At 63.8% G+C, this 19937-nt stretch carries 25 protein-coding genes; 16 read left to right on the top strand and 9 right to left on the bottom strand.

Features of this window, described 5'->3' with window-relative positions; translation table 11 throughout:
• Positions 1 to 265: 265 nt before the first annotated feature.
• On the top strand, positions 266 to 856 hold the full coding sequence (locus JMJ54_RS09795; protein WP_203538230.1) for a hypothetical protein: 591 nt from the start codon (positions 266 to 268) through the stop codon (positions 854 to 856).
• A 232-nt stretch (positions 857 to 1088) separates the two neighbouring features.
• On the opposite strand, the gene JMJ54_RS09790 is transcribed toward JMJ54_RS09795, so the two are convergent.
• Positions 1089 to 2723 carry an alpha-D-glucose phosphate-specific phosphoglucomutase gene (locus JMJ54_RS09790; protein WP_203538229.1) on the bottom strand — a complete coding sequence of 545 codons (1635 nt, stop codon included), beginning with the start codon at positions 2721 to 2723 and terminating at the stop codon, positions 1089 to 1091.
• A 152-nt stretch (positions 2724 to 2875) separates the two neighbouring features.
• Between JMJ54_RS09790 and cysE the strand changes: the two genes are divergently transcribed.
• From cysE to JMJ54_RS09735, 11 genes are all read left to right on the top strand, one after another.
• Positions 2876 to 3628 (top strand): serine O-acetyltransferase, encoded by a 753-nt coding sequence (cysE, locus tag JMJ54_RS09785; RefSeq protein WP_203538228.1) that lies wholly within the window; start codon positions 2876 to 2878, stop codon positions 3626 to 3628.
• Between the two features lie 111 nt (positions 3629 to 3739).
• Positions 3740 to 4228, top strand: a complete 489-nt coding sequence (iscR, locus tag JMJ54_RS09780) for a Fe-S cluster assembly transcriptional regulator IscR (RefSeq protein ID WP_189458147.1) — start codon at positions 3740 to 3742, stop codon at positions 4226 to 4228.
• Positions 4229 to 4248: 20 nt separating this feature from the next.
• On the top strand, positions 4249 to 5460 hold the full coding sequence (locus JMJ54_RS09775) for an IscS subfamily cysteine desulfurase (protein WP_203538227.1): 1212 nt from the start codon (positions 4249 to 4251) through the stop codon (positions 5458 to 5460).
• Between the two features lie 157 nt (positions 5461 to 5617).
• On the top strand, positions 5618 to 5998 hold the full coding sequence (gene iscU / locus JMJ54_RS09770) for a Fe-S cluster assembly scaffold IscU (protein WP_070530879.1): 381 nt from the start codon (positions 5618 to 5620) through the stop codon (positions 5996 to 5998).
• A gap of 52 nt (positions 5999 to 6050) precedes the next feature.
• On the top strand, positions 6051 to 6374 hold the full coding sequence (gene iscA / locus JMJ54_RS09765; RefSeq protein ID WP_203538226.1) for an iron-sulfur cluster assembly protein IscA: 324 nt from the start codon (positions 6051 to 6053) through the stop codon (positions 6372 to 6374).
• A gap of 28 nt (positions 6375 to 6402) precedes the next feature.
• The gene (hscB, locus tag JMJ54_RS09760) at positions 6403 to 6936 is read left to right on the top strand and encodes a Fe-S protein assembly co-chaperone HscB (protein ID WP_203538224.1); all 534 of its coding nucleotides are present in this window, start codon (positions 6403 to 6405) and stop codon (positions 6934 to 6936) included.
• A 50-nt stretch (positions 6937 to 6986) separates the two neighbouring features.
• Positions 6987 to 8843, top strand: a complete 1857-nt coding sequence (gene hscA, locus JMJ54_RS09755; protein WP_203538222.1) for a Fe-S protein assembly chaperone HscA — start codon at positions 6987 to 6989, stop codon at positions 8841 to 8843.
• A 14-nt stretch (positions 8844 to 8857) separates the two neighbouring features.
• Positions 8858 to 9196, top strand: coding sequence for an ISC system 2Fe-2S type ferredoxin (gene fdx / locus JMJ54_RS09750; protein ID WP_203538220.1), 339 nt, complete (start codon positions 8858 to 8860; stop codon positions 9194 to 9196).
• 1 nt (position 9197) lies between these two features.
• Positions 9198 to 9683: a YbaK/EbsC family protein gene (locus JMJ54_RS09745; protein ID WP_203538218.1), complete on the top strand. Its 486-nt coding sequence runs from the start codon at positions 9198 to 9200 to the stop codon at positions 9681 to 9683.
• Positions 9680 to 9880, top strand: coding sequence for a Fe-S cluster assembly protein IscX (iscX, locus tag JMJ54_RS09740; RefSeq protein WP_189458141.1), 201 nt, complete (start codon positions 9680 to 9682; stop codon positions 9878 to 9880). The genes JMJ54_RS09745 and iscX overlap by 4 nt, the downstream gene beginning before the upstream one ends.
• 135 nt (positions 9881 to 10015) lie before the next feature.
• Positions 10016 to 10933, top strand: coding sequence for an HD-GYP domain-containing protein (locus JMJ54_RS09735; protein ID WP_203538216.1), 918 nt, complete (start codon positions 10016 to 10018; stop codon positions 10931 to 10933).
• 11 nt (positions 10934 to 10944) lie between these two features.
• Here the strand turns inward: JMJ54_RS09735 and JMJ54_RS09730 are convergent, their stop codons facing one another.
• A complete protein-coding gene (locus JMJ54_RS09730; protein ID WP_203538214.1) occupies positions 10945 to 11313 on the bottom strand; it encodes an EF-hand domain-containing protein in 369 nt (122 codons plus the stop codon).
• A gap of 85 nt (positions 11314 to 11398) precedes the next feature.
• Between JMJ54_RS09730 and JMJ54_RS09725 the strand changes: the two genes are divergently transcribed.
• Positions 11399 to 11710 (top strand): DUF2322 family protein, encoded by a 312-nt coding sequence (locus JMJ54_RS09725; protein ID WP_203538212.1) that lies wholly within the window; start codon positions 11399 to 11401, stop codon positions 11708 to 11710.
• 46 nt (positions 11711 to 11756) lie between these two features.
• Here JMJ54_RS09725 and JMJ54_RS09720 read toward each other — a convergent pair whose 3' ends face one another.
• Positions 11757 to 12212, bottom strand: a complete 456-nt coding sequence (locus JMJ54_RS09720) for a YiiD C-terminal domain-containing protein (protein WP_203538211.1) — start codon at positions 12210 to 12212, stop codon at positions 11757 to 11759.
• 7 nt (positions 12213 to 12219) lie between these two features.
• Positions 12220 to 13584 (bottom strand): DEAD/DEAH box helicase, encoded by a 1365-nt coding sequence (locus tag JMJ54_RS09715; protein ID WP_203538210.1) that lies wholly within the window; start codon positions 13582 to 13584, stop codon positions 12220 to 12222.
• 248 nt (positions 13585 to 13832) lie between these two features.
• Here JMJ54_RS09715 and prmB point away from each other — a divergent pair, with 248 nt between their 5' ends.
• The 3 genes from prmB (at position 13833) to JMJ54_RS09700 (ending at position 15679) form a co-directional block, all read left to right on the top strand.
• Complete coding sequence (gene prmB / locus JMJ54_RS09710) at positions 13833 to 14741, top strand: 50S ribosomal protein L3 N(5)-glutamine methyltransferase (RefSeq protein WP_203538209.1); 909 nt, start codon at positions 13833 to 13835, stop codon at positions 14739 to 14741.
• A 172-nt stretch (positions 14742 to 14913) separates the two neighbouring features.
• A complete protein-coding gene (locus JMJ54_RS09705; RefSeq protein ID WP_203538208.1) occupies positions 14914 to 15240 on the top strand; it encodes a heavy metal-binding domain-containing protein in 327 nt (108 codons plus the stop codon).
• 7 nt (positions 15241 to 15247) lie between these two features.
• Entirely contained in the window at positions 15248 to 15679 is a 432-nt protein-coding gene (locus JMJ54_RS09700; protein ID WP_203538207.1) for a GNAT family N-acetyltransferase, read from the top strand.
• Positions 15680 to 15717: 38 nt separating this feature from the next.
• Here the strand turns inward: JMJ54_RS09700 and JMJ54_RS09695 are convergent, their stop codons facing one another.
• The 5 genes from JMJ54_RS09695 to argS form a co-directional block, all read right to left on the bottom strand.
• Positions 15718 to 16122, bottom strand: a complete 405-nt coding sequence (locus JMJ54_RS09695) for a VOC family protein (protein ID WP_203538206.1) — start codon at positions 16120 to 16122, stop codon at positions 15718 to 15720.
• The gene (locus JMJ54_RS09690; RefSeq protein ID WP_203538205.1) at positions 16112 to 16585 is read right to left on the bottom strand and encodes a GNAT family N-acetyltransferase; all 474 of its coding nucleotides are present in this window, start codon (positions 16583 to 16585) and stop codon (positions 16112 to 16114) included. Before JMJ54_RS09690 ends, JMJ54_RS09695 begins: the two co-directional genes overlap by 11 nt.
• A gap of 84 nt (positions 16586 to 16669) precedes the next feature.
• Positions 16670 to 17473, bottom strand: coding sequence for a phosphotransferase family protein (locus JMJ54_RS09685; RefSeq protein ID WP_203538204.1), 804 nt, complete (start codon positions 17471 to 17473; stop codon positions 16670 to 16672).
• 10 nt (positions 17474 to 17483) lie between these two features.
• On the bottom strand, positions 17484 to 17894 hold the full coding sequence (locus tag JMJ54_RS09680; protein WP_203538202.1) for an SRPBCC family protein: 411 nt from the start codon (positions 17892 to 17894) through the stop codon (positions 17484 to 17486).
• A gap of 249 nt (positions 17895 to 18143) precedes the next feature.
• Positions 18144 to 19865, bottom strand: coding sequence for an arginine--tRNA ligase (argS, locus tag JMJ54_RS09675; protein ID WP_203538199.1), 1722 nt, complete (start codon positions 19863 to 19865; stop codon positions 18144 to 18146).
• Positions 19866 to 19937: the final 72 nt, after the last annotated feature.

Genomic DNA, 19937 nt, shown 5'->3' with positions numbered 1-19937 from the left:
TTTGAGAAAAAACGCCGGCAATGAGCCGGCGTTTTTTTTGTACCCTAATCACGACACCGGAAATGCTGGCGCACCCCATTTTCATAACTGCTGTGTACACTTACGGACACAAAATCAACACGTAGATTGAGTGGAGCCCAACACTGCACCGACAAGATGTTGGGCTACATTGTATTCAGCTCAAACTACGCGCCGCAAAACAATTCCCACCTTTATCCAGTATGCAATACAGCAAGCAATCCACACTTAATTTTAGGAACCGAATTTGGATACTGCATACATCACAATGTTGATTGCATTTTTTATCAGCACTACAGCCGCATTCATTACTGGTAGGCTCCTTGCATGTGCGCTCGTCCCTGCGTTTGCTGTTGGACTATTTGCATCAATCGGCGCCCTGCCCCATTTTGCATGGTTCTTCGGACTTTTCTTTATGGCTGCGCTTCCTTACTTATTTATCACATCGACTGGGGCAACCCTAGGAATTACTCTTCGCAAACAACTTCCCAATACGCCAACCACACTCATCCGGCATGGATTGACAACACTGCTAGCAAGGTTTGGTAAGTCTGGCGTCCTGCTCCTTCGTGCTTATAGCAAAGCAGAATGGAACAGCATTGCAAACAAATCGGCCAAAGAATTTGCAGCCCACAACCCCGAAGTTCTTATAATAACAGGCACAGTCAATTACATCTCCCTATCCAAGAAATCTACGAGCGCAAATTCGATACTCCCTTACACATGCATCACTTATTACATTGAAGGCCATCATGGTAACGCCATGATCGAGATTGGCTTATCGGGAACAGGTTCAAACCCACAATTTGTTCTTTTGTCGGTGAAAAAATCACACTAAGGCACTGCGACACACCGGATCGATGCAACGGAATGGCGGGTTGTCGCTTTGCGCCGAATCCGCCCTACGCCGCTGTAGACGCGGTGGCAGATTGTATCGCTTAACTCATTTTGCGGGTTACGCTGCCCCACTCTACGCCGCCCGCTCTTCTACAACATGCCAGACACAAGACGATCAATAAACAAAACGCCGGCAATTGCCGGCGTTGTTGTTTGCAGACTCATCAAACCAATCAAGTCACCACTGTCGGCGCTTCGCGCCCGGTCAGCCCCTTGATGTCCGCCAATTCACGCGAAGCCGCGATCAGCGGTGCCAGCGCTTCCTGCGCATCCAGATCAAGCCGATCGCGTTCGGGTTGTTCCAGATACACCCGCAACGTTGCGCCATCGGTGCCGGTGCCGGAGAGCCGGTAGACGATCCGTGCGCCGTCGTCGAAGACGATGCGGATGCCTTGCTTGGCGCTGTGGCTGTGGTCGATCGGATCGTCGTAGGCAAAGTCGTCGGCCAGAGCGATGCGCTTGCCGGCGAGTTGGCTGCCAACCAAGGTCGGCAGTTTGGCGCGCAGGCCGTCGACCAGCGCGTTGGCGGCGACGGTGTCGATGGCTTCGAAGTCGTGGCGGCTGTAGTAGTGGCGGCCGAAGCGCGCCCAGTGGGCTTCAAGCAATTCGTCGATCGATTGGCCGGTTTTGGCGACAAGGTTGAGCCAGCACAGCACTGCCCAGACGCCGTCCTTCTCGCGCACGTGGTCGGAGCCGGTGCCGTAGCTTTCCTCGCCGCACAGCGTCACCTTGCCGGCGTCGAGCAGGTTGCCGAAGAATTTCCAGCCGGTCGGGGTTTCGAAGCAGTCGATGCCGAGTTCCTCCGCAACAACGTCGACAGCGCACGAGGTCGGCATCGAGCGGGCGACGCCGGCCAGGCCGTTGGCGTAACCGGGGATCAGCGTCGCGTTGGCCGCCAAGACCGCGAGGCTGTCGGACGGCGAGACGTTGTGCTTGCGGCCGACGACCATATTGCGGTCGGCGTCGCCGTCGCTGGCTGCACCGAAGTCGGGTGCGCCATGGGGAGCAGAACCGCCGCGCATTGCATCGATCAGCTCGGTCGCATGCGCCGGGTTCGGGTCCGGGTGGTGGCCGCCGAAGTCTTCGAGCGGCACGCCGTTGACCACCGAGCCGGGCGTGGCGCCGAGCAGCCCCTCAAGCAGCCGGGTCGCATACGGACCCGATGCCGCGCTCATCGCGTCGAAGCGCAGCGTGTGGCCGGCGGCGAACCAGGCACGGATCGCGTCGAAGTCGAACAGCTGCTGCATCAGCTCGGCGTAGTCGTCGACCGGGTCGATGACGTCGACGATCATGTCGCCAACGCTGTAACGGCCAAGGGTGTCGAGATCGAACTCGGCCGACTCAACGATCCGGTATTCGGTGATCGTCTGCGTCACGGCGTAGATCGCGTCGGTGATTTTCTCCGGCGCCGGGCCGCCGTTGCCGATGTTGTACTTGATGCCGAAGTCGCCATCCGGGCCACCGGGGTTGTGCGACGCGGAGAGTATGATGCCGCCGTCGGCGCCGTGCTTGCGGATCACGCAGCTGACCGCCGGCGTCGACAGCAAGCCGCCCTGCCCGACCAGCACCCGCGCCACGCCGTTGGCCGCAGCCATGCGCACGATGGTGTCGACGGCCACCCGGTTGTGGAAGCGACCGTCGCCGCCGAGCACCAGCGTGGCCCCCGCCAGCGGCACGGTGTCGAACACGGCCTGAACGAAGTTCTCGAGATAATGCGGCTGCTGGAACACCGTCACTTTCTTGCGCAGGCCCGAAGTACCGGGCTTCTGGCCGTCGAACGCGCGAGTGGGAATCGTCTGGATCGTCATGTCTGGTTTGATGAGTGAAATTGACACCGCCTGCAAGGCGGAAAAGCCAATGGTAACCGATCCGCTGCCCGATACCCATGACGGCGGCAGGGCTGCAGCCGCACGCAAAGTCGAGTAAAATACTCGGCTTTGCTGCCCCGCTCGTCTCCGCCATGCTTGCCCGCCTGCGTGAAAACATCCGAGTTGTCTTCGATCGTGACCCTGCCGCCCGTTCGGTGTGGGAAGTGGTCACCTGTTACCCGGGTTTTCATGCGCTGACGCTGCACATCGTGGCCAATGGCCTGTGGCGGCGCGACATCAAGCTGCTGGCCCGCTTCGTCTCGCACCTCGGGCGTTTCCTCACCGGCATCGAGATCCACCCCGGCGCGACCATCGGCCAGCGCGTGTTCATCGACCACGGCATGGGCATCGTCGTTGGCGAAACCGCCGTGATCGGCGACGACTGTACGCTGTACCACGGCGTGACGCTCGGCGGCACCACATGGAACAAGGGCAAGCGCCACCCGACACTGGAAGCCGGTGTCATCGTCGGTGCCGGTGCCAAGATTCTCGGTCCGATCACGATCGGCGCTGGCGCCAAGGTCGGCTCGAACGCGGTCGTCGTCAAACCGGTGCCGGCCGGTGCCACCGCCGTCGGCAATCCGGCACGGATCATCGAATCGAGCATCGACAGCGCGCGCATGCAGAAAGCGCAAGAACTCGGCTTCTCCGCCTACGGCATCTCCGGCGACGTCAACGACCCGGTGGTCAAGGCCATTCACGGCCTGCTCGACCACTCGGTGAATACCGATGCCAAGGTCGAGGCGATCCTGAAGAAACTCGAACAGCTCGGCGTCGACTGCAGCAAGGAGCGCGCCAGCAGTGACCAGTTCGACCCCGATTACTTGAACAAGATCGTCGAATAAGGGCGTCCCGACGCCCCGAATAGCCGAGTGAATCAGTCAGGATTTTAGTTGACTAAAACACTAGGGTATTTTACGATCTAGCCGACGATTAGAAGGATTGAAGAGCGCACGATGCGACTGACCACCAAGGGCCGCTTTGCCGTTACCGCCATGCTCGACCTCGCCCTGCGCGAAGCCGGTGGCCCGGTGACGCTTGCCGGCATCAGTGAACGGCAGCACATCTCGCTTTCCTACCTCGAGCAGCTTTTCGGCAAGCTGCGCCGGCGCGAGCTGGTCGACAGCGTCCGCGGCCCCGGCGGCGGCTACTGTCTGGCCCGGCCGTCAAACGAGATCACCGTTGCGGCGATCATCTGTGCGGTTGACGAGCCGATCGATGCGACCCAGTGCGGCGGCAAGGAAAACTGCCTCGAGGAACACCGCTGCATGACCCACGACCTGTGGTCCGGGCTGAACGCGACGATTTTCGAGTTCCTCTCGTCGGTGACGCTGGCCGAACTCGTGGAAAAACAACTGGAAAAACAGCGCCGCCGGCTTGATGCCGCCAGCGTGCTGGTCGATGCGCGCGGCGCACGGCACAGCGAATTACCCGCCCAGCAATGACCGGGCAAACAGGAGCTCCAATGGACAAGAAGCCGATCTACCTCGATTACTCCGCCACTACCCCGGTCGATCCGCGCGTGGCGCAGAAAATGATTCCGTACCTGACCGAAATTTTCGGCAACCCGGCGAGCCGCTCGCACGCCTACGGTTGGGACGCGGAAGCCGCCGTCGAGGAAGCGCGCGAACAGGTCGCTGCGCTGATCAACGCCGACCCGAAGGAAATCGTCTGGACCTCGGGCGCGACCGAGTCGGACAACCTGGCGATTAAGGGCGCGGCCAACTTCTACAAGACCAAGGGCAAGCACATCATCACGGTGAAGACCGAGCACAAGGCCGTACTCGATCCGTGCCGCGAGCTGGAGCGCCAGGGCTTCGACGTGACCTATCTGGACGTCAAGGATGACGGCTTGCTCGATCTGGACGTGTTCAAGGCCGCACTGCGCGACGACACCATCCTCGTCTCGGTCATGTTCGTGAACAACGAAATCGGTGTGATCCAGGACGTCGAAACCATCGGCGAGATCTGCCGCGAGCGCGGGATCATCTTCCACGTCGACGCCGCCCAGGCAACCGGCAAGGTCGCGATCGACCTGCAAAAGCTCAAGATCGACCTGCTGAGCATGTCGGCGCACAAGAGCTACGGCCCGAAGGGCGTCGGCGCGCTGTACATCCGCCGCAAGCCGCGCGTTCGGCTCGAAGCGCAGATGCACGGTGGCGGCCACGAACGCGGCTTCCGCTCGGGCACGCTGGCCACGCACCAGATCGTCGGCATGGGCGAAGCGTTCCGCGTTGCCCGTGAAGACATGGAAAAGGAACTCGAACGCACCCGCAAGCTGCGCGACCGCCTCTGGGCCGGCCTGTCGGACATCGAGGAAACCCACCTGAACGGCGACATGGATCGCCGCGTGCCGCACAACCTCAACGTCAGCTTCAACTTCGTCGAAGGCGAATCGCTGATCATGGCGCTGAAGGAACTGGCGGTGTCGTCGGGCTCGGCCTGTACGTCTGCCTCGCTCGAACCGTCGTACGTCCTGCGCGCACTGGGCCGCTCGGACGAACTGGCCCACAGCTCGATCCGCTTCACCATCGGCCGCTTCACCACCGAAGACGACATCGACTTCGCGGTGAAACTGATTCATCAGAAGATCGGCAAGCTGCGCGAACTGTCGCCGCTGTGGGACATGTACAAGGAAGGCATCGATATCAGCACCATCGAATGGGCCGCCCACTGATTTTTAGGCGCGCCTCGCAGCATCATGCTGCGTTGCGCAGCCGCTCGTTTACCCAAAAGTAAACGTCGCGGCTCCACGCCTTGCCTGACACTGTGATCCACGCCTAAAAGCGGCGCGACAGACAGGCTCGACGAACACTGAACTGGAGGTATTCCAAATGGCTTACAGCGAAAAGGTCCTCGACCACTACGAAAACCCGCGCAATGTCGGCGCGTTCGACAAGGGCGACGACGATGTCGGTACCGGCATGGTCGGCGCACCGGCCTGTGGCGACGTGATGAAGCTGCAGATCAAGGTCGGCGCCGATGGCGTGATCGAAGATGCGAAGTTCAAGACCTACGGCTGCGGCTCGGCGATTGCATCGAGCTCGCTGGTCACCGAATGGGTCAAGGGCAAGACGCTCGACGAAGCGCTGTCGATCAAGAACACCCAGATCGCCGAAGAGCTGGCCTTGCCGCCGGTCAAGATCCACTGCTCGATCCTCGCCGAAGATGCGATCAAGGCCGCCGTGGCCGACTACAAGAAAAAGCACGACTGATGTATCGATTGCAGGACGGGCGTGGCCCGTTCCTGCCGCAGGAGTAACAAGCATGGCACTGACGCTTACCGACGCCGCCGCAACGCATATCCGCAACTTCCTTGCCAAACGCGGCAAGGGGCTGGGCATCCGTCTGTTCGTGAAGACCGCCGGCTGCTCGGGCATGGCGTACAAGCTCGAGTTCGTCGACGTCGAGATCGAGGACGACCTCATGTTCGAGAGCCACGGCGTCAAGCTGTACACCGACGTCAAGAGCCTTGCCTACATCGACGGCACCGAACTCGACTTCGCGAAGGAAGGCTTGAACGAAGGCTTCAAGTTCAACAATCCGAACGTGAAGAACGAGTGCGGCTGCGGCGAAAGCTTCCACGTCTGACCGCCTGCCCGCTGCCGACCTCCCGCCGATGAATTTCGATTTCGCCCAAAGCCATTTCGCGCTGTTCGAGCTGCCTACGAGCTTCGCGCTCGACCGCGCCCGGCTTGATGCCCGCTACAAGGCGCTGCAGACCGAATACCATCCGGACCGCTACGCCAGCCATGACGACGCGACCCGACGACTGAGCCTGCAGATTGCCACCCGGGTCAATGAGGCGTACCAGACGCTGAAGTCACCGTTGGCGCGTGGCCGCTACCTGCTGACACTGGCCGGCGTCGATACCGAGGAAGAAACCAACACGGCAATGCCGATGGACTTCCTGATGGCGCAGATGGAATGGCGTGAAGCCATCGGCGACACCAAGGCTTCGCGCAGCGTCGATGCGCTCGAGGCGCTGAACCGCGATCTCGCGCAGGAAACCGACGCGTTGACCCAGGAACTGGGCGCACTCATCGACGACGACCGTGACTACCCGGCTGCCGCCATGGCCGTGCGCAAGCTGCGCTTCCTCGAAAAGCTGCACGAGGAAATCGGCGACGCCATCGAAGCCGTGCTTTTCTGATGCCACTGGCGCCCGTTGGGCGCCGTTTTGATCCCTGATACCGCGAAACCATGGCCCTACTGCAGATTTCCGAGCCCGGCCTTTCCGCCGCGCCACACCAGCACCGCCTGGCGGTCGGCATCGACTTGGGCACGACCAACTCGCTGGTCGCCACCGTACGCAGCGGCAGTGCCGCCTGTCTGCCGGACGACGATGGCCGCACCCTGCTGCCGTCGGTCGTCCACTACGGCGCAGACCAGACTGTCACCGTCGGCCATGCCGCGCAAAAAAGACAGAACCAGGACCCGGCGAACACCATCGTCTCGGTCAAACGCTTCATGGGCCGCGGGCTGACCGATGTCGCCGATGCGGCAACGCCGTACCGCTTTGTCGACGAGCCCGGCATGCTCAAGCTGTCGACCGTGGCCGGCATCAAGAGCCCGGTCGAAGTGTCGGCCGACATCCTCAAGGCCTTGCGCTTCCGCGCCGAACAGAGCCTCGGCGGCGACCTCGTCGGTGCGGTCATCACCGTCCCGGCCTACTTCGACGACGCCCAGCGCCAGGCAACCAAGGATGCCGCCCGCCTCGCCGGCCTGAACGTGTTGCGGCTGCTGAACGAGCCGACCGCGGCGGCGATCGCCTACGGCCTCGACAACGCGTCCGAAGGCACATACGTCGTCTACGACCTCGGTGGCGGCACCTTCGACGTGTCCATCCTCGAACTCACCCGCGGCGTGTTCGAAGTCCGTGCAACCAGCGGTGACTCCAAGCTCGGCGGCGACGACTTCGACCACCGGCTGTACTGCTGGATTCTCGAGGCTGCCGGCCTGTCGCAACTGAACGACCGCGACGCCCGCCTGCTGCTGACCAAGGCGCGTCAGGCCAAGGAAGCCCTGACCGATCACGCGACGACGCAGGTGACCGCCAAGCTCTCCGACGACAGCGTCATCGACGTCGAGCTGACTGCCGAAATCTTCCAGCAGATCACCGACCATCTGGTGCAGAAAACCATCACCCCGGTACGCCGCGCACTGCGCGACGCCCGGCTCACGGCCGACGACATCAAGGGTGTCGTCCTCGTCGGCGGCGCCACGCGCATGCCGCACGTGCGCCGCGCCGTCGCCCAGCTGTTCGGCAAGCCGCCACTGACCAATCTCGACCCGGACAAGGTCGTCGCGCTGGGCGCGGCGATGCAGGCCAATGTGCTCGCCGGCAACAAGGGCGACGACGACTGGCTGCTGCTCGACGTGATCCCGCTGTCGCTCGGCCTTGAAACCATGGGCGGACTCGTCGAGAAGGTGATCCCGCGCAACAGTACGATCCCGACCGCGCGCGCGCAGGAGTTCACCACCTTCAAGGACGGCCAGACCGCGATGGCGATCCATGTGCTGCAGGGCGAACGCGAACTCGTGACCGACTGCCGCTCGCTGGCGCGGTTCGAGCTGCGCGGCATTCCGGCCATGGTCGCCGGCGCCGCGCGCATCCGCGTCACCTTCCAGGTCGATGCCGACGGGCTGCTGAGCGTTTCGGCGCAGGAGCAGAGTTCGGGCGTGCAGGCCAGCATCGTCGTCAAGCCGTCGTACGGGCTGTCCGACGATGAGATCGGCCGGATGCTCAGCGACTCGATGGCACATGCCGGCGACGACTTGGAAGCGCGCAAGCTGGCCGAGGCCCGCGTCGAATCCAAGAGCATCGTCAACGCAACGCTGGCCGCGCTCGAACAGGATGGTGACCTGCTGAACGCCGACGAGCGCCAGGCCGTCGATGCCGCCCTCGCCGCAGCACAAGCTGCCAACGCCGGCAGCAACGCAAATCTCATCCGCACCGCCGCCGAGGCGCTCAATCAGGCCAGCGGCGACTTCGCCGCCCGCCGGATGGATCGCGCCGTGAGCCGCGGGCTGGCTGGCCACAAGGTCAGCGATTTTTAAGGGGACAAGGAAACATGACCCAAGTCGTAGTACTGCCGCACCCGACACTGTGTCCTGAAGGCACGGTGTTCGACGCCAAGCCGGGCACATCGATCTGCCAGGCGCTGCTCGAAAACGATATCGAGATCGAACACGCCTGCGAGATGTCGTGCGCGTGCACCACCTGTCACGTGCTGATCCGCGAAGGCTTCAACAGTCTGGAACCGGCCGAAGAAATGGAAGAAGACCAGCTCGACAAGGCCTGGGGCCTGGAGCCGTGCTCGCGCCTGTCGTGTCAGGCACTGGTTGCCGACACCGAGCTGGTGGTCGAACTGCCGAAATACACGATCAACCACGCGCGCGAGCATCACTGAAATGCGTTCGGAGAGCCAGCAGCGCGTTGCCGCGGCACTCGACGCTGCCGGGATCGAAACCCGAATCGTCGAGTTCGATGCATCGACGCGTACCAGCGCCGATGCTGCGGCGGCCATCGGCTGTGATGTCGCCCAGATCGCCAAATCGGTGATCCTGCGTGCCAAGGCCAGTGAACGTCACGTGCTCGTCGTCACCAGCGGCGCCAACCGTGTCGACGAGAAGGCCGTTGCCGCGCTGGTCGGCGAAAAAATCGGCCGCGCCGATGCCGACTTCGTGCGCACCCGCACCGGCTTCGTCATCGGCGGCGTGGCGCCGATCGCGCATGTCGAAACGCCGATCACGCTGATCGATGAAGACCTGCTCGGCCATACCGAACTCTGGGCCGCCGCCGGCACGCCGAACAGCGTGTTCGCGCTGGCACCCGATCACCTCGTCGCGCTGACCGGCGGACGCGTTGCCAAAGTCAAAGAGGACACCCAGCCATGAAATGGACCGACAGCCGCCTGATCGCCATCGAACTTGCCGAAACCCATCCGGACATCAGCCCGCTCAAGGTCAACTTCGTCGACCTGCGCAACTGGGTGCTGGCCCTGCCGGACTTCAACGACGACCCGAAGCATTGCGGCGAAAAGATCCTCGAAGCCATCCAGCTCGCCTGGATCGACGAAGCCGACGAAGACTGACACCGGCTCGGCTCCGCCTCGGCGCCCTTTGTTCGGCAATCCGGGCAAAGGGCGTTTGCGTTTTCGGGGCGATCTGCCTGACGGAATCTCATGACAGATCGGCTAGAATCTTCGTCACGACCACACCGTGACATCATGCAAACCCATACGCTCAGCCCAGCCCGACTGATCCGCGCAGCCCGCCACCGCCTCGACGCATTGCTGGCCGACGACGGGCACTACTCGCCGTTCGCCGCCGACATCGTCAATGTCGCCAAGGCCGTCCAGCTGGCGTGCGCACAAAACCGCAATGTCGCGCTGGCGCAGATTCTGGTCGACCAGCACGGCGCCTATCCGGCGCGGCACGCCTGCGACGTGGCGACCGTGGTCGAACTGGTCCTGACCCGGCTCGGCCGTCCGCGTGCCGAGCGGCTGCCGGTCATCGCAGCGGCACTGACGATGAATGTCGGCATGCAGAGCTTGCAGACGGCGCTGGCCAGTCAAACCACGCCGCTGTCGGCCGAACAGCGCGAATCGATGCAGCAACACCCGCAGCACAGCCGGGATCTGCTGCGCCTGCGCGGCGTCGCCGACACCCTGTGGCTGGATTGCGTCCTGCAGCATCACGAAGCGCCCGATGGCAGCGGCTACCCGCAACAGCTCAAGGGCGATGCGATCCGTTTCGAGGCGCGACTGCTCGGTCTGGCCGACCGCTACTGCGCGATGCTGACGCAAAGCGCCTGGCGCCACGCACAACGCGCCGACACCGCACTGAAGCAAAGCCTGGCCGACGGCGTGGATGCCAAGCTGGCCAGACTGTTCACCGAAACCGTCGGCGTGTTCCCGCCCGGCGCCACCGTCACGCTGGCCAATGGCGAAACCGCCATCATTCGCGAGACGGCCGGCCGCGACGATGCGCCGATTGCCGTGGCCTACCTCGACCACCTCGGCCAGACCCTCTCGCTACCGGTCTCGCGCGACACCGCGCTGCCGGCCTACCGCGTGGCAGCGGTCATCGATACCGCCAAGCTCGCGCTCGGCGCCGGCACCGTCTGGGGCAACGACGCCGTCTGATCAGCCGCCGATCAGGATTTGCGCATCGCTTGCCAGCCGGCACGGCGCTCGTCCCGGCTCAGCATGCCGTCGTGATTGGCATCGAGCTTGTCGAAATGCGCCCCGGCCTTGGCCAGGAAGTCGGCCTTGCTGATGTCGCCCTTGATCTCGCGATGGGGCATCGTCACCTCACTACCATCACGGGCGGCCCGCTTCTCGGCCAGCCGGGACATCGCCGCCGCACGTTCCTGCTCGCTCAGCACGCCATCATGGTTGGTATCGACCTGATCGAAATGGCTCCCCGCACGCTGCAGGTAATCGGCTTTCGACACGTCGCCGGTAGCGGCAAGCGCACCGCCGGCGCACCCCAGCAGCAAGACGGCAAGCAACACGTTTTTCATGGCACACTCCTTCACGAATTCGAATCGGGCCAGCCCCGCAGCCCACAACGCGGCACGCCGCACGACGTTGACATCAGGACACATCATGAGCTTCAAGGACATTCTCGACACCCTTCCGACCATCGATCACCTGGCCGCACTGGAACTGCTGCACGGCGACAACGTCGTTGCACGTATCGAGAACAAGCCGGGCCAGGCCGGCAGTGTGCGCGTCTATCACGCGCTGTTCCAGGAATTTGGTGCCATTGACGCCATTGCCGCCGACAAGGGTCTGCGCCTCTACGCCGAGCACACCGCCGATGCCGAAGCCTTCCCGGGCAAGCACCCGAACATCGACCGGCTGATTGCGTTGGTCGACGGCGGCACGCCGCTGGCAGTGCGTCTGGTTGCCGCCTGACCGAGCGGACCGCCAATGAAAAAAGCCGCTGAATCAGCGGCTTTTTTCATTCCGGCAAACGCACGGCGACGTACTGGCCGGTGAAACGCACCGCCTCGGCCGTGCCGTCGCCGACCGTTGCATGCACCGTCAACCGCGCGCGGCCGCGGCGGGCCAGCGTGCGATGGAAGGCAGCCAGCTCGGCCTCGCCTACCGGCAGCACCGTCGCGACCAGATCGGCCTGCAGCGGCATGACGAAATGGGCGTTGCCGGTCTGGATCACGACGTCGACGCGATCACCGACGACCTTGGCCGCCGCCTCGTTGACGTAGAGCCAGCCGGCAATCGTCGCCAGCGTCGACAGGCTGCCACCGAAGGCGGTGGCGTGGTCGTTGCGGTTTGGTGCAAACGGCGCATGCAGCGCCCATGAAACGGCATCGCCGCGCAAGGTGACCTGCATGGCCGCCAGTACCGGAAATCCGGTCTGCAGCCTTGCGGTCCATCGCGCGGCGAAGTCGCTCATCGGCGGATTACTTGCTGACCGGATGCTTCGGAGGCAGGAACAGTGCGGCGATCTGTTGCGGGCGCTTGGGCAGCGACGGCAGCGGCTTGGTCGGCAGCGGTACGTCGATGTCGTTGCCGCGCGGACGCGTCTGACGCGGCGCAGCGGCGCGCGCTTCGGTGGTGTCGCGACGCTCTTCCGGATGGCGGCGCTCGCCCCGGTTCGGCCGTTCCGGTTGCACCGGCGTCGTGCCCGGCGAGTAGCCCGGCACCGGCGTCAGCGGCAGTTCCTTCTTGATCAGCTTCTGGATCAGCGCGTAGGCCTTGTCCTCGCCCGGATCGACCAGCGAGATCGCCACGCCCTTGGCGCCGGCACGGCCGGTGCGGCCGATCCGGTGGACGTAGTCTTCCGGGTTGTTCGGCAGCTCGAAGTTGACCACGTACGGCAGCTCGGAAATGTCGAGTCCGCGCGCGGCAACGTCGGTCGCCACGAGGATCTGCAGCGTGCCTTCCTTGAAGCGCTGCAACGTCTCGAGCCGCGCACGCTGTTCGCGGTCGCCGTGGATCGCCTCACAGTTGAAGCCGCCGCGCTTGAGTTCGCGCGCAACCGAATCGGCACCGATCTTGGTGCGGTTGAAGACGATGACCTGACCCATCTGGTGGGTACGGATCAGGTGCGCCAGCAGCGCGGGCTTGCGATGTGTTTCGCACGGGTGCAGCAGTTGCTCGACGTTGTCGTTGGTCGCGTTCTGCCGCGCCACTTCGACGAGTTCCGGATTGTTCAGGAATTCGGCCGAGAGCTTCTTGATTTCCGGCGAGAACGTCGCCGAGAACAGCAGCGTCTGCTTGCGCTTGGGCAACATCGAGATGATTTTCTTGATGTCGAGGATGAAGCCCATGTCGAGCATGCGGTCGGCTTCGTCGAGCACGAGGATCTCGACCTGAGACAGGTTCACGCTCTTCTGCTGCACGTGGTCGAGCAGGCGACCCGGCGTGGCGATCAGCACTTCGACACCGGCGCGCAGCGGCGGAATCTGTGCCTTGATGTCGACGCCGCCAAACACGATGTGGCTGCGCAAAGGCATGAACTGCGAATAGGTTTTGACGTTTTCACCGACCTGGTCGGCCAGCTCGCGCGTCGGCGTCAGGATCAGCGCGCGGACCGGGTGCTTGGCCGGCGAAACGCTGTTGCTGGCATGCGGCGCCAGCAGGGTCAGGATCGGCAGCGTGAACGCGGCAGTCTTGCCGGTGCCGGTCTGTGCCGCACCCAGCACGTCGCGACCGGCGAGCACCAGCGGAATGGCCTTCGCCTGGATCGGGGTCGGGTTTTCGTAACCCATGGCCTCGACGGCCTGCTGTACTTCCCGGGCCAAGCCCAGGGTCGAGAAACTCATTAGCGGTGTGCCCTGCGGTTGCTGCGCGCAAAAATGCGCCAACAGCTTGAACGAAAAGGCAGAAATGTACACCGATGGCACCGCTACCGCATCCCCAATTGGCACATTCCGTGCAGGCAGACCGCCGCGCGGTGCATCGGACGACCCTTGTGAAAGCCTGAGGAAAGCGCCACGACGAACAGCCCGCTCGCCGATTCGGCGCCACCCCACTACACTGCCGGTATTTTCAAGCCGCCGGAGTCCCGTCCATGTATGAAGCCGCCCGCCAACACCTCTCCACGGTGCGAGACTGCCTGCGTTTTGCCGTCAGCCGCTTCAACGAAGCCGGGCTGTTCTACGGTCACGGCACCGACAACGCTTTCGATGAAGCGGTCTACCTGCTGCTGGCGACGCTGAAGCTGCCGCTCGACAAGCTCGAACCGTTCCTCGAAGCCCGGCTGCTGCCCTCCGAAGTCGACAAGCTGGTCGAGGTGATCCGCAAGCGCGCCGACGAACACATTCCGACCGCCTACCTGACCAAGGAAGCCTGGCTGGGCGAATACAAGTTCTACGTCGACGAACGCACCATCGTGCCGCGCTCGTTCATCGCCGAACTGCTGTTCAACGAAGCGCTGGAGCCGTGGATCGAACACGCGGAGCTGGTTCACCGCGCACTCGACCTGTGCACCGGTTCGGGCTGCCTGGCGATCCTGCTCGCCGATGCCTTCCCGGACGCGCAGGTCGACGCCGTCGACCTGAGTCCGGACGCGCTCGACGTGGCCGAAATCAACGTTGCCGACTATCACCTCGGCGACCGCATCGACCTGCTCGACGGCGACCTGTTCGAACCGGTGACCGGCGAGGTCTACGACCTGATCATCTCGAACCCGCCCTATGTCGACGCGCCGTCGATGGACGAACTGCCGGAGGAGTACCGGCACGAGCCGGACATGGCCCTCGGCAGCGGCGAAGACGGCCTCGACATCACCCGCAAGCTGATCGACAACGCCAGCGCCTTCCTCAATCCGCGCGGCGTGCTCGTCGTCGAGATCGGCCACAACCGCGACGTGCTCGAAGCCGCTTACCCGCAGCTGCCCTTCGTCTGGCTCGATACCGCCAGCGGCGACGGCTTCGTCTTCCTGCTGACGCGCGAGATGCTGGCCGACGCCGGCCTGTAAGCCTCTTCCCTCACGGCAACGCCACCGCATGCGGTGGCGTTTTTCATGCGCCGCACCTCCCGACCGCCATGGAACCAAGCCGGCTTGCCCCTGCCCAAGCAATGGGCAGAACCTGCCAGACTGTCCGATCATTGAACGCCGTTCCGCCCGTTCCCACGACCTGGAGTCCCGCATGATCGTTACCACCACCGCCACGCTCGAAGGCCACAAGATCAACCGCTACTGCGGCATCGTCACCGGCGAAGCCATCCTCGGTGCCAATGTCTTCAAGGACCTGTTCGCCGGCATTCGCGATCTCGTCGGCGGCCGCTCGGCCACGTACGAGAAGGAACTGCAGAAAGCCCGCGACATTGCGCTGCAGGAATTGCAGGAACGTGCCGCCGCGCTGGGCGCCAACGCGGTGATCGGCATCGATCTCGACTATGAAGTGCTCGGCCAGAACAACGGCATGCTGATGGTTTCGGCCAGCGGCACCGCGGTCGTCACCACGCCGGTCTGAACCCGTGGTGTCACTGCACGAAGTGACCCGCGACAACTGGTACGCCTGCGCGGCCTTGCGCGTCTCGGCCGAACAGCTGCCGCACTTTCCGTTCTCGGTGCTCGAATGGATCGCCGAGTCGAAATTCGAACCGAGCTTCCGGCTGCGTGCAATTCATGCCGGCGGCGACCTCGTCGGCTTTGCCGTGCTCGGCAAGGATCCGGATACCGGCGAGGACTGGATCGTGATGCTGATGATCGATGCGCAGCACCAGCGCCGGGGCCACGGCAAGGCGGCGATGCTGCGCCTGATCGACGAATTGGCCGCACAGGGCGGCAAACGCATCCTGATCGGTCATCGCCCGGCCAACGTTGCGGCCTCGGCGCTGTATGCCGCGCTCGGCTTCGTCGAGGTCGAGCGCAACGACGCCGAGATCGTCAGGGCACTCGGCTTGCGGTAACCCCGCGCCAGCATGGCGGAACGCCGTGCCAGGCGGGGTCATCCCTTCTGGTTGAACTCGATCACGTTCCAGTCCGGGTCGCGCACGAAAATCGACGTCGACCCGGTCGAAAAGGTGATCGGGCCTTCGGAGATCGCAACCCCGGCCGCTTCCAGCCCCCTCTTCACGGCCAGCACATCGCTGACCGCCAGCGCCATGTGCGTATAACCGGCGTGCTTGTCGTCGATGTCCATCAGCACGTTCCGCGTCGCGGCAGCCGAGGCATTCAGGATGAAATTCACCTCCAGCCCGGACGGATGCGACATCACCGCCACCGGCTCCGGCCCGACCGGGCCGACGACGAAGCGGAAGCCCAGCAGCTCGTAAAACGCCCTCGACCGTGCCAGCTCGTGCACCCGGATGCCGATGTGCGCGACACCGGTGATCAGTGTTTCAATGGCCATTCCCGTACTCCTGCCCGGATTGCAGACCAGACGGCCCGTGGCCCGGCAGAGCCCGGGTCATGAAGACGCTGAAATCATTCGCCAGATAGTCGCCGAATGCGCTGCAGCGGATAAAACCGTTGCGCGCGTACAGCGCCTGCGCCGCGCCGAAGGCCGGTGACGAACCGGTTTCCAGACTCACCCGCGCGTAACCGCGCCGCGTGGCTTCGGCCAGCGCCGTGTCCAGAATCGCCTGTGCCACACCCGTGCGCAGATGGCCATGCGCGGTACGCATCGACTTGATCTCGCCCTGCGTGTCGTCCAGCGCCTTCAGCGCGCCACAGCCGATCAGCTCATCACCGTCCCATGCGGTCCAGAACGTCACCGCCGGCGTTTTCAGGCCCGACAGATCGAGCGCCTGCACGCAGCCCTCGGGCGAACTGGCGTGCATGCCGGCCAGATGCTCGCGCAACAGCGCGTGCACCTGCGGGCGGGTCTAGATCGTCTACTTCGATATGCACCATCGTCTCCGTTCAAATTCGTTGAAGTTCGCGGCCGCGCACGGTTGTCAGCGGACCGCCTGCATGGCCGCATCGATCCGCGCGAGCATGACGCGCCGTTCGTTCGGGCCCAAGCGCTCGGCCAGACGCGCAGCGTCGTTGGGCAAACGCCATTGCGCCACCTCGGCGGCACTCAGCCCACCGGGCCGTAGATACTCGCGCAGGTAGGTATGCGCCAGCCAGGCCTGCATCCGGCCCATCAGGCGGCGGACCAGGACCGGCATGTCGCCGGGAATGTCTGCGCACTCGAGCAGCATCGCGGTTCTGGCCACATCGCAGGCCGGGTGCCCCCGGACGCCGGTCATCCAGTCGATCACCCACAGACCTGCATCAACCAGAATATTGTCGGGATGAAAGTCGCCGTGGCACAACGCCTGCCCGTCCGGCAACGTCATGGTGTAATCGATCACCGTCTGCTTGCTGCGCGCATCCAGCCCGGCCGCTTGCCTGATTGCATCACACAGCACCTGTTTCTGGCTGGCGAGTTCGGGCGCGCCTTCGACGGCGTGAACGCTGCGGTGCAGGCATGCCATTTGCCGGGCAATACCCCTCATGCCGAGCGGCCGGCGCTTGAGCGCGTCGAGCAGCGAGCGACCGGCAACCTTCTGGTAAACGATCCCCAGCCTGTCGTCCCGTTGCACCAGCGACAGCGCAGCAGGCGTGCTGATCCGGTTTGCCCGGGCAAACCGGGCTTTGGCGAATTCGCCTTCCACCGATGCGGCATCGACGAAACCATGGAACAGTTTCAGCACCTGGCCGTCATCGTGATCGTAGACCTCCGCCGTCCTGCCACGGCCGACAAGCCTGGTCATGTCGTGGCCGTCACGCCTTTGCTTCGACGTAGCGCGCAAACCGGTCGAGGATGGCCTGCCAGCCCTGCCGCTGTTGTTCGGCGCTGTGCGTGTCCTCGGCGTCGAAGGTCTCGGTCACCTTCACGCCCCCGGCAACCGGCTCGAACGTGACGGCCACCGTACGGCTGTCGCCCATCGCATATTCGATCAGCGCGTGCTCGACAATCCGGGTGTAAACACCTTCGAAATCGAAGCCGAAGCTGCCGTCCCTGGCCTCCATTCGCGCACTGAATGTGCCGCCTTCGCGCAGATCGACACGGCTGCTGGTCGTATGCCAGTCATCGGATGCGGCATTCCAGCGCACGATGTCGTCCGGGTTGTTCCAAGCGCTCCAGACTGGGCCGATGCCGGCGTTGACGAGGGTTTCGATGGTGATTTTCATGGGTGCTCCGAATCAGAACCAGGCAAAGGAGACGGCGACATGCTGTATGACGCAATCGCCGGTTGGACCAAACCGGCGCGCCTTGCCCACCGGCACGACCGCTGCGCGTAACGGCAGCAATTCTCTACACACTAAGCAAGAAAAGGAAAAGCTAACTCAAAGCATTGCAAAATTCCAGCGTCATAGCCGTGATGACCCGCCAACAAAAACCCCGGCATCGGCCGGGGTTTTGGTGAGGCGCAGATCGCCTTACATCGCCTCGAGCACGTCGATGCCGAGCAGACCCAGACCGGTCGACAGCGTCTTGGCAGTGGCTGCGCACAGTGCGAGCCGGCTGGCGCGGACGTCACCCTCCGACTTGAGCACCGGGCAGGCCTCATAGAAGCGGCTGAACTTGGTCGCCAGCTGGTACAGGTAGGCGCAGAGGAAGTGCGGGCAGGTGTCGGCCGCGACCTGTTGCAGCAACTCGGGGAACTGCGCCAGTTGCAGCGCGAGCTGATGCTCGGCCGGCTCGGCAATCCGGATTGCCGCGTGCGCGTCGAACTCGCCGGCCTGGCGGAAAATGCTGGCGATCCGCGTGTAGGCGTACTGCAGATACGGGGCGGTGTTGCCTTCGAAGCTCAGCATCGTGTTCCAGTCGAACACGTAATCGCTGGTGCGATGCTTCGACAGGTCGGCGTACTTGACCGCACCGATGCCGACGACGCGGGCAATCTGCCGGCGCGCCGCTTCGTCCAGATCCGGGTTCTTGCTGCTCACCAGATCGAACGCACGCTGTTCGGCCTCGGCCAGCAGTTCGGCGAGTTTGACGACGCCGCCGGAGCGGGTTTTGAACGGCTTGCCGTCCTCGCCCATCATCGTGCCGAAGGCGACGTGCTCGAGCTGCATGTCGGCCGGGACGAAGCCGGCCTTGCGCGCGACGGTGAACACTTGCTGGAAGTGCAGGCCCTGACGCGCGTCGACGACGTAGAGCGCGCGGTCGGCCTTGAGCTTGTCGGCGCGGTAGCGGGCCGCGGCCAGGTCCGACGTCGAGTACAGGAAGCCGCCATCCTGTTTCTGCACGATATAGGCCTGTGGCTCGCCGTCCTTGTTCTTGAATTCGTCGAGGAAGACGACCTGCGCGCCTTCGGACTCGGTCACCAGCCCCTTGGCCTTCAGGTCGGCGACGACCGGCGCCAGATCGTCGTTGTAGGCCGATTCGCCCATCACGTCGTCGCGGGTCAGCTGTACGCCCAGCTTGGCGTAGACCGCCTCGCAATGCGTCAGCGAGATGTCGAGGAAGCGTTCCCACAATGCACGTACGCGCACATCGCCACTTTGCAGCTTCACCACATAGTCGCGGGCGCGGGTCGCAAAAGCTTCATCTTCATCGAAGCGCAACTTGGCTGCGCGATAAAAACCTTCGAGATCGTCGAGCGCCAGCGTATCGTCGCTGCCGTCTTCCTCGCGCTCGACCAGGTATGCGGTCAGCATGCCGAACTGCGTGCCCCAGTCGCCGACGTGGTTCTGGGCGATCACTTCGTGGCCCATGAAGCGCAGCACCCGGGCGAGCGCGTCGCCGATGATGGTCGAGCGCAGGTGGCCGACGTGCATTTCCTTCGCGAGGTTCGGCGACGAGTAGTCGATGACGACCTTCTGCGCCACGTCGGCGCCGGTGCCGAGGCGCACGTCGCCATGCTGGCGCGCGACCTGTGCGGCGAGGAAGCCGTCGTCGAGGGTGATGTTGATGAAACCCGGACCGGCAATCTCGATCTTACTGGCGATGCCGTCCAGATCGAGCGCGTCGATGACCTTACCGGCCAGCTCGCGCGGGTTCTGCTTGAGCTTCTTGGCCGCGCCCATCACGCCGTTGGCCTGATAGTCGCCGAACTCCGGTCGCGAAGCCGGTGCCACCGCGGCAGGTGCGTCTGGCACGCCGACGGCGGCGAGCGCGGCGGCAACACGGGTCGAGATCAGTTCGTGGAGGGTCATCGGTGCTTCCTGTGTCATGCGTATTCGGGTCAATCGCGCATTTTACCCGAGCCGGCCGGTAAGCGGCCGGCG

The organism is Jeongeupia naejangsanensis (assembly GCF_016865585.1).
GTDB lineage: Bacteria > Pseudomonadota > Gammaproteobacteria > Burkholderiales > Chitinibacteraceae > Jeongeupia > Jeongeupia naejangsanensis.
This window is presented reverse-complemented; position numbering and strand designations above follow the sequence as displayed.

Bases quoted from the DNA above. Each gene is read 5' to 3' on its own strand.
- JMJ54_RS09775 (WP_203538227.1), top strand. From the start codon at position 4,249: ATGGACAAGAAGCCGATCTACCTCGATTACTCCGCCACTACCCCGGTC.
- iscR (WP_189458147.1), top strand. From the start codon at position 3,740: ATGCGACTGACCACCAAGGGCCGCTTTGCCGTTACCGCCATGCTCGAC.
- JMJ54_RS09705 (WP_203538208.1), top strand. From the start codon at position 14,914: ATGATCGTTACCACCACCGCCACGCTCGAAGGCCACAAGATCAACCGC.
- hscA (WP_203538222.1), top strand. From the start codon at position 6,987: ATGGCCCTACTGCAGATTTCCGAGCCCGGCCTTTCCGCCGCGCCACAC.
- JMJ54_RS09685 (WP_203538204.1), bottom strand. From the start codon at position 17,473: ATGACCAGGCTTGTCGGCCGTGGCAGGACGGCGGAGGTCTACGATCAC.
- argS (WP_203538199.1), bottom strand. From the start codon at position 19,865: ATGACCCTCCACGAACTGATCTCGACCCGTGTTGCCGCCGCGCTCGCC.
- cysE (WP_203538228.1), top strand. From the start codon at position 2,876: ATGCTTGCCCGCCTGCGTGAAAACATCCGAGTTGTCTTCGATCGTGAC.
- prmB (WP_203538209.1), top strand. From the start codon at position 13,833: ATGTATGAAGCCGCCCGCCAACACCTCTCCACGGTGCGAGACTGCCTG.
- JMJ54_RS09790 (WP_203538229.1), bottom strand. From the start codon at position 2,723: ATGACGATCCAGACGATTCCCACTCGCGCGTTCGACGGCCAGAAGCCC.
- JMJ54_RS09725 (WP_203538212.1), top strand. From the start codon at position 11,399: ATGAGCTTCAAGGACATTCTCGACACCCTTCCGACCATCGATCACCTG.
- JMJ54_RS09720 (WP_203538211.1), bottom strand. From the start codon at position 12,212: ATGAGCGACTTCGCCGCGCGATGGACCGCAAGGCTGCAGACCGGATTT.
- JMJ54_RS09695 (WP_203538206.1), bottom strand. From the start codon at position 16,122: ATGGCCATTGAAACACTGATCACCGGTGTCGCGCACATCGGCATCCGG.
- JMJ54_RS09745 (WP_203538218.1), top strand. From the start codon at position 9,198: ATGCGTTCGGAGAGCCAGCAGCGCGTTGCCGCGGCACTCGACGCTGCC.
- iscX (WP_189458141.1), top strand. From the start codon at position 9,680: ATGAAATGGACCGACAGCCGCCTGATCGCCATCGAACTTGCCGAAACC.
- iscA (WP_203538226.1), top strand. From the start codon at position 6,051: ATGGCACTGACGCTTACCGACGCCGCCGCAACGCATATCCGCAACTTC.
- iscU (WP_070530879.1), top strand. From the start codon at position 5,618: ATGGCTTACAGCGAAAAGGTCCTCGACCACTACGAAAACCCGCGCAAT.
- JMJ54_RS09680 (WP_203538202.1), bottom strand. From the start codon at position 17,894: ATGAAAATCACCATCGAAACCCTCGTCAACGCCGGCATCGGCCCAGTC.
- JMJ54_RS09735 (WP_203538216.1), top strand. From the start codon at position 10,016: ATGCAAACCCATACGCTCAGCCCAGCCCGACTGATCCGCGCAGCCCGC.
- JMJ54_RS09730 (WP_203538214.1), bottom strand. From the start codon at position 11,313: ATGAAAAACGTGTTGCTTGCCGTCTTGCTGCTGGGGTGCGCCGGCGGT.
- fdx (WP_203538220.1), top strand. From the start codon at position 8,858: ATGACCCAAGTCGTAGTACTGCCGCACCCGACACTGTGTCCTGAAGGC.
- JMJ54_RS09715 (WP_203538210.1), bottom strand. From the start codon at position 13,584: ATGAGTTTCTCGACCCTGGGCTTGGCCCGGGAAGTACAGCAGGCCGTC.
- hscB (WP_203538224.1), top strand. From the start codon at position 6,403: ATGAATTTCGATTTCGCCCAAAGCCATTTCGCGCTGTTCGAGCTGCCT.